At 67.4% G+C, this 14,964-nt stretch carries 15 protein-coding genes; 5 read left to right on the top strand and 10 right to left on the bottom strand.

Annotated elements, in window-relative coordinates:
* Positions 1–27: 27 nt before the first annotated feature.
* Genes BJ980_RS03555 through map form a run of 4 tightly spaced genes read left to right on the top strand, consistent with a single transcriptional unit; the run spans position 28 to position 4,030 of the window.
* Complete coding sequence (locus BJ980_RS03555; RefSeq protein WP_179501018.1) at positions 28–993, top strand: Zn-ribbon domain-containing OB-fold protein; 966 nt, start codon at positions 28–30, stop codon at positions 991–993.
* Positions 994–1,003: 10 nt separating this feature from the next.
* Positions 1,004–2,056, top strand: coding sequence for a thiolase domain-containing protein (locus tag BJ980_RS03560; protein WP_179501019.1), 1,053 nt, complete (start codon positions 1,004–1,006; stop codon positions 2,054–2,056).
* Entirely contained in the window at positions 2,056–3,231 is a 1,176-nt protein-coding gene (locus tag BJ980_RS03565; RefSeq protein ID WP_179501020.1) for a thiolase domain-containing protein, read from the top strand. Before BJ980_RS03560 ends, BJ980_RS03565 begins: the two co-directional genes overlap by 1 nt.
* 34 nt (positions 3,232–3,265) lie before the next feature.
* On the top strand, positions 3,266–4,030 hold the full coding sequence (gene map / locus BJ980_RS03570; RefSeq protein ID WP_179501021.1) for a type I methionyl aminopeptidase: 765 nt from the start codon (positions 3,266–3,268) through the stop codon (positions 4,028–4,030).
* A gap of 111 nt (positions 4,031–4,141) precedes the next feature.
* Here the strand turns inward: map and BJ980_RS03575 are convergent, their stop codons facing one another.
* The 10 genes from BJ980_RS03575 to BJ980_RS03620 all read right to left on the bottom strand — a co-directional run bounded on the left by BJ980_RS03575 (position 4,142) and on the right by BJ980_RS03620 (position 14,145).
* Entirely contained in the window at positions 4,142–5,086 is a 945-nt protein-coding gene (locus tag BJ980_RS03575; RefSeq protein ID WP_179501022.1) for a type IV toxin-antitoxin system AbiEi family antitoxin, read from the bottom strand.
* A 197-nt stretch (positions 5,087–5,283) separates the two neighbouring features.
* A complete protein-coding gene (locus tag BJ980_RS03580) occupies positions 5,284–6,384 on the bottom strand; it encodes an MlaD family protein (protein WP_179501023.1) in 1,101 nt (366 codons plus the stop codon).
* Positions 6,381–7,376, bottom strand: coding sequence for an MCE family protein (locus BJ980_RS03585; protein WP_179501024.1), 996 nt, complete (start codon positions 7,374–7,376; stop codon positions 6,381–6,383). Before BJ980_RS03585 ends, BJ980_RS03580 begins: the two co-directional genes overlap by 4 nt.
* Entirely contained in the window at positions 7,373–8,431 is a 1,059-nt protein-coding gene (locus BJ980_RS03590) for an MCE family protein (RefSeq protein ID WP_179501025.1), read from the bottom strand. Before BJ980_RS03590 ends, BJ980_RS03585 begins: the two co-directional genes overlap by 4 nt.
* A gap of 10 nt (positions 8,432–8,441) precedes the next feature.
* Positions 8,442–9,416 (bottom strand): MCE family protein, encoded by a 975-nt coding sequence (locus BJ980_RS03595; protein ID WP_179501026.1) that lies wholly within the window; start codon positions 9,414–9,416, stop codon positions 8,442–8,444.
* A complete protein-coding gene (locus BJ980_RS03600; protein ID WP_179501027.1) occupies positions 9,413–10,432 on the bottom strand; it encodes an MCE family protein in 1,020 nt (339 codons plus the stop codon). The genes BJ980_RS03595 and BJ980_RS03600 overlap by 4 nt, the downstream gene beginning before the upstream one ends.
* The gene (locus BJ980_RS03605; RefSeq protein ID WP_179501028.1) at positions 10,432–11,454 is read right to left on the bottom strand and encodes an MCE family protein; all 1,023 of its coding nucleotides are present in this window, start codon (positions 11,452–11,454) and stop codon (positions 10,432–10,434) included. The genes BJ980_RS03600 and BJ980_RS03605 overlap by 1 nt, the downstream gene beginning before the upstream one ends.
* A complete protein-coding gene (locus BJ980_RS03610; protein ID WP_179501029.1) occupies positions 11,454–12,272 on the bottom strand; it encodes an MlaE family ABC transporter permease in 819 nt (272 codons plus the stop codon). The genes BJ980_RS03605 and BJ980_RS03610 overlap by 1 nt, the downstream gene beginning before the upstream one ends.
* 4 nt (positions 12,273–12,276) lie before the next feature.
* Positions 12,277–13,122: an MlaE family ABC transporter permease gene (locus tag BJ980_RS03615; RefSeq protein ID WP_218855399.1), complete on the bottom strand. Its 846-nt coding sequence runs from the start codon at positions 13,120–13,122 to the stop codon at positions 12,277–12,279.
* A 111-nt stretch (positions 13,123–13,233) separates the two neighbouring features.
* Positions 13,234–14,145 (bottom strand): DNA-3-methyladenine glycosylase family protein, encoded by a 912-nt coding sequence (locus BJ980_RS03620; RefSeq protein WP_179501030.1) that lies wholly within the window; start codon positions 14,143–14,145, stop codon positions 13,234–13,236.
* 90 nt (positions 14,146–14,235) lie between these two features.
* On the opposite strand from BJ980_RS03620, the gene BJ980_RS03625 reads away from it, so the two are divergent.
* Positions 14,236–14,916 (top strand): TetR/AcrR family transcriptional regulator, encoded by a 681-nt coding sequence (locus BJ980_RS03625; RefSeq protein WP_179501031.1) that lies wholly within the window; start codon positions 14,236–14,238, stop codon positions 14,914–14,916.
* Positions 14,917–14,964 lie beyond the last annotated feature (48 nt).

Genomic DNA, 14,964 nt, shown 5'->3' on the forward strand with positions numbered 1-14,964 from the left:
CACTAGAACATGTTTCAGTATTGGGCTATGACCACCAGTGAAACGCGCACCCTCAGCGCCCCGGTGCATGTCGGTTTCGACTACACGCGCTCAGTCGGCCCAGTGCTCGGCGAATTCTTCTCAGGATTGCGCGACGGCCGCCTCGTCGCGGGTCGCCTCGCCGACGGCAGCGTCGTGCTTCCGCCACCCGAGTTCGACCCGACCACGCACGCCCAGGTGACCGACTTCGTCGACGTCGGCCCGGCCGGGACCGTGCAGTCGTGGACCTGGGTCCCCGAGCCGGTGCCCGGACAGCCCTTCGACCACCCGTTCGCGTTCGCGCTGATCCTCCTCGACGGAGCCACCGCCCCCTTCCTGCACGCACTCGACGTGCCGCGCGACCAGCTCGAGGTCGGCATGCGGGTCGGTGTCCGCTGGGCCGCCGAGCGGACCGGGAGCATCACCGACATCGAGGCGTTCGTCCCCGAGGACGCCGCGTCCGCGCCGCTCGCCCTCGCCGAGGGAACGGTGGACCCGGTCACCGGAATCATCACCCCGGTCAACCTCGACTACGTCTATGCCGCCAGCCCCGAGGAGAGCGCCTTCTTCCGCGCCCTCGAGGAGGGCCGGATCATCGGGCAGCGGTGCCCGACCTGCCACAAGGTCTACACCCCGCCGCGCGGGGCCTGCCCGGTCGACGGCGTACCCACCACCGATGAGGTCGAGCTCGCCCACACCGGCACCGTCACCACGTTCTGCATCGTCAACGTGCCGTTCCTGGGCCAGAAGATCACCCCGCCCTACGTGTCGGCCTATGTGCTGCTCGACGGCGCGGACATCGCCTTCCTCCACCTGATCCTCGGGGTGGATGCCGCCGAGGTCCGGATGGGCATGCGGGTCAGGGCGGTGTGGCGTCCCGAGGAGGAGTGGGGCACCACTGTCGAGAACATCAGTCACTTCGAACCCACCGGTGAGCCGGACGCGGAGTTCGACACCTACAAGCAGCACCTCTGAGGGGGCAGCCATGCGAAACGTTGCAGTCGTGGGCTTTGCCCAGCGCCAGATGAAGGAATTCGACGGGTCCCCCACCATGGTGGAGCTGCTCGTCCCGCTCTTCGCCGAGCTCTATGAGCAGACCGGCTTCACCCGCAAGGACATCGGGTTCTGGTGTTCCGGGTCGTCGGACTACCTGGCCGGCCGGTCGTTCTCGTTCGTCTCCGCCGTCGACGCGATCGGTGCACTTCCGCCGGTCAACGAGTCGCACGTCGAGATGGACGCCGCCTGGGCGCTCTATGAGGCCTGGTTGAAGATCCAGACCGGGGAGATCGACACCGCCCTGGTCTACGGCTTCGGCAAGTCGTCCGCCGGCACCCTGCGTCGCACCCTGGCGCTCCAGCTGGATCCCTACACGATGACTCCGCTGTGGCCCGACACCGTCTCCCTGGCCGGTCTGCAGGCCCGGCTCGGGCTCGAGGCCGGGCTGTGGGACGAGAAGGCGATGGCCGAGGTCGCGCTCCGCTCGCTGAGCGACGCCGAGCGCAACGAGTACGCCGTACGCTCCGGTGGCTCGTCCATCGATGACCTGCTGGCCCGGCCGCTGTATGCCGACCCGCTGCGCAAGCACGACTGTGCACCCGTCACCGACGGTGCCGCGGCGATCATCCTGGCGGCCGACGACCGCGCCTCCGACGCGTCCGAGACACCTGCCTGGATCACCGGCTTCGCGCACAACATCGACCCGCTTCACCTGGGTGCGCGCGACCTGACCCGGGCACCGTCGGCTGCTGCCGCCGGCTCGGCCGCCGGCGTCGAGGGCGTCGAGGTCGCCGAGCTGCACGCACCGTTCAGCCACCAGGAGCTGATTCTCCGCGAGGAGCTCGGCCTGGGCGCGAACGTGAAGATCAACCCCTCGGGCGGCGCGCTCACCAGCAACCCGATGTTCTCGGCCGGACTGATCCGGATCGGCGAGGCCGCCGCGGCGATCAGCCGTGGCGACGCCGGCCGCACCCTTGGCCACGCAACGGCGGGGCCGCTCCTGCAACAGAACCTGGTCTGCGTGATGGAAGGAGCCCACTGATGGGCAAGCAGGGGAACCACAAGCAGCTGGCCGCCGTGATCGGTGTCGGCCAGACCCACCACCGCGCGAAGCGCGAGGACGTCTCGATGGCAGGTCTGTGCCGCGAGGCGATCGACCGCGCCCTCGAGGACGCCGGGCTCACCTTCGACGAGATCGACGCCATCGTCGTCGGCAAGGCACCCGACCTGTTCGAGGGCGTGATGATGCCCGAGCTCTACCTGGCCGAGGCCCTCGGTGCCGCCGGGAAGCCGCTGCTCCGGGTGCACACCGCCGGCTCCGTCGGCGGCTCCACCGCCATCGTGGCGGCCTCGCTCGTGCAGAGCGGGGTGCACAAGCGAGTGCTCACGGTGGCCTACGAGAAGCAGTCCGAGTCGAACGCGATGTGGGCGCTGTCGGTGCCGGTGCCGTTCATCATGCCGGTGCACGCGGGCGCGGGTGGCTACTTCGCCCCGCACGTGCGCTCCTACATCCGTCGCTCGGGTGCGCCCACGCACATCGGCGCGATGGTGGCCGCGAAGGACCGGCAGAACGCGCTGAAGAACCCCTATGCGCACCTGCAGAACAAGGACACCACCGTCGAGTCGGTGCTTGCCTCGCAAATGCTGTGGGACCCGATCCGCTATGACGAGACCTGCCCGTCCTCGGACGGCGCGTGTGCACTGGTCATCTCGGATGAGGCGACCGCGTCCTCGGTGGAGAACCCGGCCTGGATCCACGCCACCGCGATGCGCTCGGAGATGACCACGGCCGCCGAGCGCGACCAGGTCAACCCGCAGGCCGGCCGCGACGCCGCGGCATACCTCTACAAGCAGGCCGGGATCACCGATCCCTTCAACGAGATCGACGCGGTCGAGATGTACGTGCCGTTCTCGTGGTTCGAGCCGATGTGGCTGGAGAACCTCGGCTTCGCCGAGGAGGGCTCCGGCTGGAAGCTGACCGAGGGTGGCGTCACGGCGATGGACGGCGCGCTCCCGGTCAACTGCTCGGGTGGCGTGCTCTCCTCCAACCCGATCGGCGCCTCCGGGATGCTGCGCTTCGCCGAGGCCGCGTTGCAAGCGCGTGGCCGTGCCGGAGACCACCAGGTCGACGGCGTACGCCGTGCGCTCGGCCACGCCTATGGAGGTGGCTCCCAGTTCTTCGCGATGTGGATCGTCGGAGCCGACAAGCCCGCGTGAACCTGAAGGGCAACAACGGCCGTAGGCTGGGCGCATGATCGAGCTCCGGACTCCTGCACAGATCGAGGAAATGCGCCCAGCCGGGCGGTTCGTCGGTGAGGTCCTCACCGCACTCCGCCAGGCGGCCCACGTGGGTGTCAACCTGCTCGAGCTCGACGAGCTGGCACACAAGATGATCAAGGATCGCGGGGCGGAGTCCTGCTACATCGACTATCACCCGTCGTTCGGTGCCTCTCCCTTCGGGAAGGTGCTGTGCACGTCGGTCAACGATGCGGTGCTGCACGGACTCCCCCACGACTACACGCTGCGCGACGGTGACCTGCTCAGTGTCGACTTTGCGTGCGCGGTGGACGGTTGGGTGTCCGACTCGGCGCTGAGCGTCGTCGTCGGCAACGCGCGTCCCGAGGACCTCGAGCTGATCGCGGCCACAGAGCAGGCGCTCGAGGCCGGCATCACCGCGGCCGTGGTCGGCAACAAGGTCGGCGACATCGGTGCCGCCATCGGCGACGTGGCCCGGTCGCGGGGGCTCAAGGTCAACCTGCAGTTCGGCGGGCACGGCGTCGGCCGGACCATGCACGGCGACCCGCACATCCCCAACGACGGCCGCCCGGGCCGAGGCTTCCCGCTCAAGCCGGGCCTGGTGATCGCGATCGAGCCGTGGTTCCTGCACACCACCGACGAGATCTACACAGACCCCGACGGTTGGACGTTGCGCAGTGCGGACAAGTCACGCGGCGCGCACTCCGAGCACACCATCGCGATCAGCCCCGACGGCCCGATCGTCCTCACCGCCCGCTGACCGCGAACTGGCAGTTGTTGCGCGTCCAACCTGCACTTGTTGCGCGTTGAGCTGGCAGTTGTTGCTGTCCGAACCTGCAGTTCTTGCGCGTTGAACCTGCAGTTGCTGCGCTCACGCCTTCTGCCAGCGCACAGCACTCCGGGCATACCTGCGCCGCCGCGGCGTACTCCGCTCCGCGACAACCGTTGCCAGTTCCTCCAGCCATGCTTCGAGTGCAGCGCCTTTGAGGCAATGCTTGCGTACGACGATGACGTGCCAGCCTTGCTCGCGAAGCCACCCCCGACGGCGTTCGTCGTGCTCACGCTGCTCCTCACCGTGGAACTCCTCACCATCGAACTCGACCGCCACCTTGCAGTGGCGGTGGGCAAGGTCAAGACGGGCCACCAGGACGCCGTTCTCGAAGACCTCGACCTGCGGCTCAGGAACGGGCAGGTCGGCTTCGATGATCGCCGACCTGGTCCATGACTCCCCTGGTGACTCCGACAGCGGGGTCGCCAGGCCGACGAGCTCGCGGGCCTGGGTCACCCCTCGACGACGCCGGAACCTGAGCAGCTGCTGGCGGAGGTCCTGCTCACTGACCCCACAATGGCGCATGAAGGCATCGAGCGCGGCCAGCGCGCTTCGTCGCCCGCGCAGGCAGGCGAGGTCGACAGCTGTTCGTGCAGGCGTGGTCAGTCGTACGCCGTGCACCTGGGTGATCTCCGTCTTCGCCAGGTCACGCTCGACGCCGTTGATTCCGGTCCTTCGCAACCGCACTTGGCCCGGCGCCACCGCCACCTCGAGATCGGCGATGGTGAATCGTTCGTCGGGATCGTGGACATCGATCCCCCAGATCCAGGCGGCAGACCGGTCGCACAGGACCGCATAGGTCGGAAGGACGAGCGCCGCGCACCGGGCCCGCAGCTCCAGAGAGTCCGGGAGCAACGCCGAGACATAGACGCCCCGCAGGACACGGCGTACACGACCGTCCTGGAGCCAGCGCCTCAGCGTGAAGGGGGCAATGGCCAGGTCGTCGAAGTGGGACCACAGGAACGGGCTGGTCGGGGGTTCGATCATGCCCGACACAGTGACCGGAGCCGACCAAAATCGGAACCCACCTCACCGCCACCTGTGGACAATCCGCTCACACAGGGTCAGGAGAGCGACAACAACTGCCGGCTCAACGCACAACAACTGCCAGTTCGACGCACCACAACTGCCGGTTCAACGCGCAACAAGTGCAGGTTGGACGCGCAACAACTGCAGGTTCGCGGTCAGCGGGACAGGGCGGGCGGGGCGTGGTTGGCGCCGCGCCACGGGAACTCCCCGCAGTGGCCATCCGTCAACGTCTGGCGCTTGTCCGGACCCGACATCGGATCGTTCTTCTTGACGCCGTAGTCGCAGGTCTTCTGGCCGTTGATGTTGGCCGTGACGTTCATGTAGCCGTTGTACATCACGCTCGCGAAGCGCCCGAAGCCGTAAGGCGTCATCTCCAGGGTGGCCTGGAGGTGCGGACCACGCAGGGCCAGGAAGCGGCTCAGCGGATTCAGGTCCTTCAGCACCCCGGGCAGTCGCCGATCCACTCCGTCGATCAGCACCATCAGGTTGGTCAGGTCGGCCGGCATCGTCTTCAGCACCTTGACCAGGTCGGGGTTCCAGTCGATGAACCAAGTCCCCACCGTCGCCGCAGAGGCCGCGAACGAAACCAGGGTCTCCCGGTTGTCGGCGAACATCTCGAGGCTGGTCTTGCCGTCCTTGAGGATGTTCTCCACCTGCGGCCAGCTGGTGTCGAGCGTCTCCAGGATCGTCTCGGTGTTGGTCAACAGCGCGTCGAGATCGTCACCGCTGCCGGCGAAGGCGATGTTGAGCTCCTTGAGGACCGTGCGGACCTTGTCCGGGTCGACCTGTCGCATCGCGGCCTGCAGTCCGGTGACCATCTTGGCCAGGGAGACCGGCAGGTCCTTGGCGTCGGCGGCGACCACGTCGCCACTGCGCAGATAGGGACCCTCGGCCGATGTCGGCCGGAAGTCGACGTACTGCTCCCCCACCGGCGAGAGCGAGCGCACCTTCGCCTCGACCTGGCGCGGCACCTTCGCACCGGCCTTGAGCCGCACCGTGGCCCGGACACCCTTGTTGTCCAGGTCGATGTGGGTGACCTCGCCGATGTTCACCCCGCGATAGGTGGCCGCCGATCCCTCGAACAGACCGCCGGTGAACGGCATGGTCACGGTGATCTCGGCACGCTCCTGCCCGATCGGAGCCCGGAGGATCCATGCGAACAGCAGGGCCAGGCAGGCGATGAGTACGACGCCGAGCACGGCCGCTCCGAAGATCAGCTTGCCCAGTGACGCGGTGGCCACCTTCTTGTTCTTCATCGGCTCTCCTCCCGACCGCGCGTGGTTGCCGTCGGCAGGCCGAAGTCACCGGAGAGCTTCATCACGAGGAGCAGGTTGAGATATTCCGTCGGGACCGCCCGATCGATCTTTCCCGAGAGATCGGTGGCCTGGATCAGCATCCTCTTGGCCTGCCCCTTGGACGCCTGGAGCGTCTCGAGCACCGGCCCGATCTCGGTCAGGGTCGCGGTCAGGTCCTCCCGCGTGGCACTGACCAGCCCGTCGACGGTCCCGCTCATCGCCTCGATGTCGGCCAGCAACGTGGTGATGTCGTCCTTGTTGCGTCGGACCACCTTCGCGACCGGGCCCGCGACCTCGAGGGCCTCGTTGATGTCGTCCTCACGCGCGTTGAGCATCTTCGAGGTGTCCGCGAGCGCGGTCATGAACGCGTCGAGGTCGGTGGTGCTGTCGTTCAGGGTCGACACCAGGGTTCCGGTCCCCTCGATGAAGTCCCTGATCGTGGTCGTACGCCCGTCCATCGTCGTGTTGATCTCGGTGACGATCGTCTTGATCTGGCTCAGGCTGCCGCCGTTGATGAGCAGCGAGGCCGCCGCCAGGCCGTCCTCCACGGTCGGCGCCACCCGGGTCTGGTCGGAACCGATCACGGCCCCAGACGCGAGTCGTGCCGTCGCATCGCCACGGATCACCTCGACGAACAGCTCACCGAGCGCGGTGGTGGGACGCAGTCGGAAGGTGGTGTCCTCGGGCAGCTTGGTGCGCCCGTCCATGTCCAAGGAGACCTTGGCCTCGAAGTTCTCGGTGGACACTTCCTGCACCCGACCGACGGTCGCCCCGTCGATCTTGACCGCAGCACCGTTGGCAAGGTTGAGCGCGTCGGGGAAGAAGACCGTGATCGAGTAGGGATCCTTCACACCGGTCGCGACGGGGATGTTCTCGGCGTTGAGCACCGAGCAGGCGGAGCCGAGCAACGCCAGCACCACGGCCACGACGGCAGCTCTCAGTGGTCGGGTCATGGCTTCAGCCCTCCGAGCAGCTCGTCGAGGATGCGCCCGAGATCGGGCGAGGTGCCGAGCTCCTCACAGATCACCGGCGGCAGTAGGCCGCAGATCGACTTCAGCAGGTCCGAGCCCGGCAGCAGCATCGTGGGGGGCAGCTTGATGTCGAGTCGTTTCCGGTCGTTGATCGCCATCCCGAGGCTCTCCATCGCCACCGGCATCACCCTGAGGAACTCGTCGAGTGAGCCGTCGTGCTTCATGATCCGCGTGCTGATGTCCTCGACATTCGTCGCGGCCGCACTCAGGTCCTCGCGGTGGTGCGTGACGAAGATGCCGAGCAGCTTGATCGTCTTGGCGATGCTGTCGACGGAGGTCTCGATGTTGAGCCGCTCGTCCTTGACCAGGTCGGTGGTGTCCGCGACCCGCTTGATGAACTCGCGCCCCAGCTTGTCGTTGGCGGCGATCGCGGCGGTCAGGGACTCCAGGTTCTTGACGGTCTTCTGGAACTCACCGCTGTTGCTCGCGAAGGCTTCGGTGCCGCCGACCAGGTTCTCGATCGTACGACGGATCTCGGCGCCGTTGCCGTCGAGCGCACTCGACGAGGAATCGAGCAGCCGCTTCAGGGACTTGCCGTCCTTGCCCTCTCCGTTGAGGCCTTCGGCGAGCTTGTCCACCGCGGCGAGCACCTGGTCCCACTCCACCGGGGTCCTGGTCATCTCGGGGGTGATGACCGCGCCGTCCTTCATGGTTGGGCCCTTGGAGTAGACCGGGGTCAGCTCGACATAGCGGTCGGTGGCCATGCTCCGCGACACGACCACGGCCCCGGCCTTCGCGGGCACCTTGACGTCGGCGTCGACCTCGAGGGTGATCCTGACGTGGTCGCCCACCGGTTCGATCGCGGTGACCTCACCGACCGGGACTCCCAGGACGCCGACGTCGTTGCCGATGAAGAGGCCCGAGCTGTCGGCGAGCTCGACGGTGATCTCCATCTTGTCGTCACCGACGACGGAGCAGCCGCTGAGGCCCAGCAGCATCAGCACGCCCGCGAGGAGCACGCTGAGGGGCTTGATCATCGATGACATCTCAGCACTTCCCCTCGAGCTTGCAGCGGATGCCGTCCGGCGTCGCTTCGGGCATGTACTGGTCCAGCCAGGACCCGGATCCGGTCGAGTTCGCGAAATAGCGAGCGGTGGGCCCGAGCGTCTCGGCGATCTCGCCGAGCTTCTTGTGGTTCTTGGTGAGCAGGGTGATCGTCGCGTTGAGGTTGTCCAGCATCGGGCCGACGTCCTCGCGATTCTCGGTCATCAGGGTGGTGAGCTCGGTGCCGACCGCCCTCAGGTCGACGAGCAGGTTGTGGATCGACGTACGCCGCGACGTCAGCTCGGTCATCAAGACGTTGGCCTGCTTGAGCAACTGGGTGATGTCGTCACTGTTGCTGTTCAGCTGCTCGCTGAACGTGCTGGTCGACTTGAGCAGGGTGGCCAGGTCGTCGGATCGCTCGGCGAACATCTGGGACACGTCCGAGATGCCGCGCAACGCTGGCACGAACTCCTCGCGGGAGGCGTCCATCGTCGTGGAGATCTCGTCGAGGGACTTCGTGATCGCCTTGACGTCCAGCTTCTGCGACAGGTCCCCGGTCTCGTTGAGGACGTCCTGGAGGTTGAACGGCACCCGGGTCTGCGCCAACGGCACGTTCTGGGCGGCCAGCTCTCCCCCGCCCTGTGGGCTGACCAGCAGGAAGTGGGTGCCGAGCAGCGTCGCGACCTTGACCTCGGCCGTGGTCTCCTTGCCCAGCTCGATGCTCTTGTCGACGGTGAACTCGATCCGAACGCGCTTGCCGTCGAGCTCGATCTTGCGCACCTCGCCGACCCCCACCCCGGCGACCTGCACCTCCTCGCCGACGCGCAGGCCGGCAGTGTGCTCGAGCTCGGCGGTGTAGGTGTCCTTGCCGAACGGGAACAGGGTGAGCGCCATGATCAGGGCGGCCACGAGGGCAAGCGCCCCGGCACCCATCAGGCCGATCCGGCGATATCCCCGGGGGGACTTATCGAAGCTCATCGGCATGCCTCCGAGAACGGACCGTCGGTCGGGCCCAGCCACAGCGGCTCGTCCCCGATCAGGCTGATCCCGAAGATGCACGGATAGACCTGCAGGTGACTGCCGTAGGACTGCGAGCGCATGAACGCCGAGAGCAGGTCCGGGAGTGCGTCGAAGGCCGTCTCGATCGTGGGGGTTCCCCGCTTGATCGTCCCGCCGAGCGTCTTGATCGCCTCGATGTCGCGCTGCAGCGAGGGACGGATGTCGTTGATCAGCTTCGTCGTGGAGGCCAGGTTCTTGCTGATCATGGCGAGCGGGGTGAAGAACTGGTCCGAGCTCTTGTTCAGCTCGGTGACCAGGGTCTTGAGCTCGACCAGTGCCGTGTCGAACTCGTCCGACTTGCTGGACAGGTTCTCGATCACCGGCGTGAGGTTGTCGACGACCTCACCGAAGACCTCATCGCGGTCAGCCAGGAACGCGGTGAGCTCGGCCGTCTCGCCGAGCAGCGACTCGATGCTTCCGGACTCGCCCTGCAACACCGAGACGATGTTGTGGGCCAGGGTGTTCAGGTCATCGGGCGAGAGCACGTTGAACAAGGGCTCGAAGCCGTTGAGCAGTGCGGTCAGGTCGAATCCCGGATCGGTCCGGTTCAGTCCGATCTCGGCGTCCGCGGCCAGCCTCTTGCCCGGCGTCGAGCCAGGGGTGAGCGCGAGATATTTCTGGCCGAGCAGGTTCTGGTAGCGCATCTCCACTCGGGTGGTGTCACTGACCGCCTGCTTGTCCTGGACGGTGAACTGGACCCGGGCCAGGCGGTTGTCCTGGACCTCGATCCCCTCGACGCGGCCCACCTTGACCCCCGAGATGCGTACGTCGTCACCGGCGCGCAGCCCGCTGACGTTGGTGAACGACGCATAGAGGGTCTTGGTCTCGCCCTCCACCTTGTTGGTCATCGTGTTGTAGAGGGCTGCGAACAGGAGGATGGCGATGAGCCCGAAGATGCCGAACTTGATCGCGATCATGCGTACGCCGCGTTCCATCAGCACCCCTCTCCGCGCAGGCCCTGATAGGTCGGGCAGTCCTTCTGGCGATATTCCGGCTCGTCGAAGAACTTGATGTCGGCGTCGATGCGCATGTAGGGGCCGTAGTTGAAGGCCGGGATGCCGTTGTCGGCGAGCGCGAGCACGGCAGCGAACGTGCGTGGGACGTCACCGCGGGAGGCGTGCAGGGCGTGCACGACCCGGGCGAGATAGGGAACCTGGTAGGTGAGCGCCTCGTTGTTGGACGCGACCAGCTCGTCCACCGAGACACCGGCGTCGGAGAGGCCGGCGAGCACGTCCTGGAACTCCTTCTCCCGGTCGATCATCGTCCGGGAGGCGGCCACGATGCCGTCGAGCGCGGTGAACAGGTTCGGGGTGATCCGCGAGAACGTCGACATCACGATCGTGGCCAGCCGGATGTCCTGACGGATCAGCGGCATCATCGGGGTGATCCGGGAGACCACCCGGTCCGCCGTCTCGATCATCGTGCCGATCTTCTCGCCCTTCCCGTCCAGGGTGCTGGCGAAGGTCTCGAGCATGGTGGCCAGCTCGGCCGGGCCGAGCGCGTCGACGAGCTCCTGGGTCTCCTCCAGCAGGTCACCGAGCTCGACGGTGGTGGCCGACTCGTCCTGCTTCAGGACGACGTCGTCGGTGAGCACACCCGTGGAGGACTTGGGCCGCAGCAGCTCGACGTACGCCGCTCCGAAGATGCTCACCGGGAGCACCCGGACGGTGGAGTTCGCCGGCACCTTCTTGGCCTGCTCGGGCTCGAACTCGAGCTCGAGGCGTACGCCGTTCTCGGCGGGCCGGATCTGTGAGACCTCACCGACCACCACGCCCTCGAGCTTGATCTCGGCGCCGGTCTCCAGTGCCCCGCCGGCGGTGTCGAGGACGACCGAGCCCGGCACGACGGTGTCGAACTTGCCGAACGACTTGGCGAGGAGCAGCGCGAGCAGCACGCCGCACAGGATCAGCATCAGTCCGCCTCGCAACGCGGGCGACACCGTAGGAGCGCGCCTCATCAGCCAGCCACCCTGAATCCCGGATCGTTGCCCCAGAAGACCAGGGTCAGGATCATGTCCATCACCACGACGGACACGATGCTGGCGCGGATCGCCCGGCCCGTTGCCTCGCCCACGCCCTGGGGACCGCTGGAGGCGCGGAACCCGAACCAGCAGTGGATCAGGGAGACCATCAGCGCGAAGATCAGGATCTTCACGATGGACAGGAACACGTCGCGGGCGTCGATGAAGGAATAGAAGTAGTGCTCGTAGGTCCCTCGCGACTGGTTGAAGATGAGCACCACCGAGGCCTCGGAGGCGGCGTAGGCACCCAGCAGGCCGATCAGGTAGAGCGGCAGGATCGCGAACATGCACGCCAGCACGCGGGTGGTGACCAGGTAGCGCATCGGTTCGACGGCCATCACCTCGAGCGCGTCGATCTCCTCCGAGATCCGCATCGAGCCGATCTGCGCCGTGAACCGGCAGCCCACCTGGCCGCCGAGTGCGAGCGCTGCGACCAACGGGGCCAGCTCACGGGTGTTCACCCCGGCCGAGACGAAGCCGGTGAGCGGGGCCAGGCCCATGATCTCGAGGCCGTTGAAGCCCTCGATGCCCAACGACGTCCCCGCCGACAACGAGAGCAGCACCATCACGCCGACGGTGCCGCCGCCGACCAGCAGGGCACCCGATCCCCAGCTGATGTCGGCCAGCTGGCGCAGGACTTCCTTGTAGTAGCGCTGCAGCGTGAAGCGGGTGCCTCGGAAGGTCGTCCAGCAGAACCAGGCGAAGTCCGCGAACCGGGTGAGGGCGTCCTGGACGCCTGCCGTTGCCTTTGCCATCGCCCTACGCGATCCGGGCCGGGGCGAGCATCACGTAGGCCTGGGTCAGGCCGACGTTGACGATGGCGAGTGCGACGACGCTGATCACCACGGCCTCGTTCACGGCGTCGGCCACACCCTTGGCGCCGCCGGTCGCGGTGAGGCCCTTGTGGCAGGCCACGATCGTGGCGATGAAGCCGAAGATGAGCGCCTTGAAGCTGGCCAGGAACAGGTCCGTGGGCTGCGCGAAGGAGACGAAGGCGGCGATGTAGGTCCCCGAGCTCACCTGGCCTCCCCCGACGTTGAGGACGTAGCCGGTGATGATCGAGGTCGAGGCCACGATGATGTTCAGGAAGAACGCGACGACGAGCGCTGCCAGCACCCGGGGGGCGACGAGTCGCTGGACCGGGTTGATCCCCATCACCTTCAGGGCGTCGACCTCCTCGCGGATGGTTCGCGCGCCCAGGTCGGAGGTGATGGCTGCGCCGACTGCCCCGGCGATCATGATCGAGGTGACCAGGGGCGCGCCCTGGCGCAGTACACCGATGCCGTTGACCGCACCGGCGAACGACGAGGCGCCGATCTGTGCGGCTACGCCACCGACCTGGATCGACACAATGATGCCGAACGGGATCGCGACCAGGATCGTCGGCAGGACGGAGACCCGGCTCATGAACCACGCCTGGAGCAGGAACTCCGACCAGGAGAACCTGCCACGGATGATGTCGGTGAATCCCGAGGCGATCGATTCGCAGGCGAGCACGATCATCGCACCGGCGGTCTCGATGCCCGTACGGATCCGGCCGCCGAGGTCGGTCATCACCCGCGCCGGCAGCGACGCCGTCACGCCGCCCCCACCCTGCGTCCTCATCCGACCCCTGTCCGCTGCTGATGCCCTGCACTGCCCACAACGCCCGACAGTGACGCAAGTTACGAAGCGGCCGACACGCGAAGACCATTTGTATCATTGTTGGACATCTGCTCAACCAGGTAAATGACCGCGTGGCGACATTCTCGGCCCTCGACGGGGACGATGGGCGCCCGCCAGCCCGAGCAGCCCCTGCACCCGGTAGCGATGTCCGGCCCACTCCCGCAGTAGGACGGCCAGGCCCGCGTCGTCGACCGGCTCCCCGGTCAGTGCCCAACCGATGTCGGCCGCGACGTGATAGTCGCCGAAGCTCACGGCATCGGGGTCCCCATGGGCGCGCACCCGTGTCTCGGCACTGGTCCAGACTCCGATCCCGGGCACCGAGCGCATCCGGCGATCGGCCTCGGGGTGCGGCAACCCCGTCAGTCGCTCGAGACTCCCGGCGACCCGCGCCGCCGCGACCACTGCTCGCGAGCGCGCCGGATCGACGCGGAACCTGAGCCAGTCCCACGACGGTACGGCGACCAGCCGCTGCGGGTCGGGCTGCAGCCACAGGTCCGGATGCGGACCAGGGGCCCGCGAGCCGTGGGCGCGCACCAGTCGCCGGAACCCCATGAAGGCCTCCTGACCGGTCACCTTCTGCTCAATGATCGCGGGCACCAGCGCCTCCATCACCAGGCCGGTGCGCCCGATCCGCCAGTGCGGGTGGCGCCTGCGCGCCTCGACCAGCAACGGGTGGCGCGGCTCGAACCCACTCCAGTCGTCCTCGGCACCCAGCATCTGGGGCAGCTGGTCCAGCACCCACTCGGCCCCCTCGCCCCAGGCCTCGGCGCACACCTCGCCCGAGGACGCGGTCTCCCAGACCCGAAGGGCAGTCGGCCCGGTGGGCGCGCGGATGCCGCGCCAGTGCGCACCGGCATCGTCGACGCGGTAGGTCGGGTCGCCCGCTCCGCGCCGGGCGACCGAGAGGATCTGCCGGGCCGGACACGGCCAGGCCGGCCGCCACCTGCGTTCCACTGCTTCCATGCCCTTCAGTCCAGTCCCGGGATCGAGCAATCACGTAACACGTGTCAACACAGCGTGCCACAGTGAGTTACACCAGCCTAGGATGAACCCATGAGCACTGCGAAGCCGGACAAGAGACGGACAGCTGCCGCCACGCGCCGCCGACAGCGTGAGGCCGAGATCCTGGCAGCGACCCGGGCGCTCTTCGACGAGCGTGGCGTGCGGGACGTGCAGATCGACGAGATCGCCAAGTCGGTGGGCACGAACCGGGCCATCCTGTATCGGCACTTCTCCGGCAAGGAGGAGCTCTTCGCGCTCACCCTGGTCGGCTATCTCGACGAGCTGCGCGATGCGATGGCCAAGGTCGTCGCCGAGGGGAAGGGCCCCGAGGCGCAGCTGGCCAGCCTGGTGGAGACCTTCGTCGACTTCGGGATCGAGCACCCCGCCTTCGTGGACTGCGCCCAGACACTGATGCGCCGACCCGGCCCCGAGCTGCTCGACGAGATCTCCGAGTCCGCGCTCTTCCGGCTGGGCCGTGGCATCTCCTCGTGCCTGGTCCAGCTCAGCTCCACCCTCGACGAGGGTGTTGCGGCGGGCCTGTTCAAGGTCGACGACACGACCCTGCTGGCCAACTACATGTATTCCACCGGCTTCGGGGCGCTGCAGCTGGCCCGGGTCGGCATGGTGATCCAGGAGCTCGCCCCCGGCATCCCGACAATCGCCCCGCTCTCGGTGGCCCAGGTGCGTCGCTACCTCATCGACACCAGCCTGGCCTTGGCCAAGGGAGCCTGACTCCACGCTCACGAACGCCGAAGGGCGCCGGCATCCAATGAGGATGCC

Source organism: Nocardioides daedukensis (assembly GCF_013408415.1).
GTDB lineage: Bacteria > Actinomycetota > Actinomycetes > Propionibacteriales > Nocardioidaceae > Nocardioides > Nocardioides daedukensis.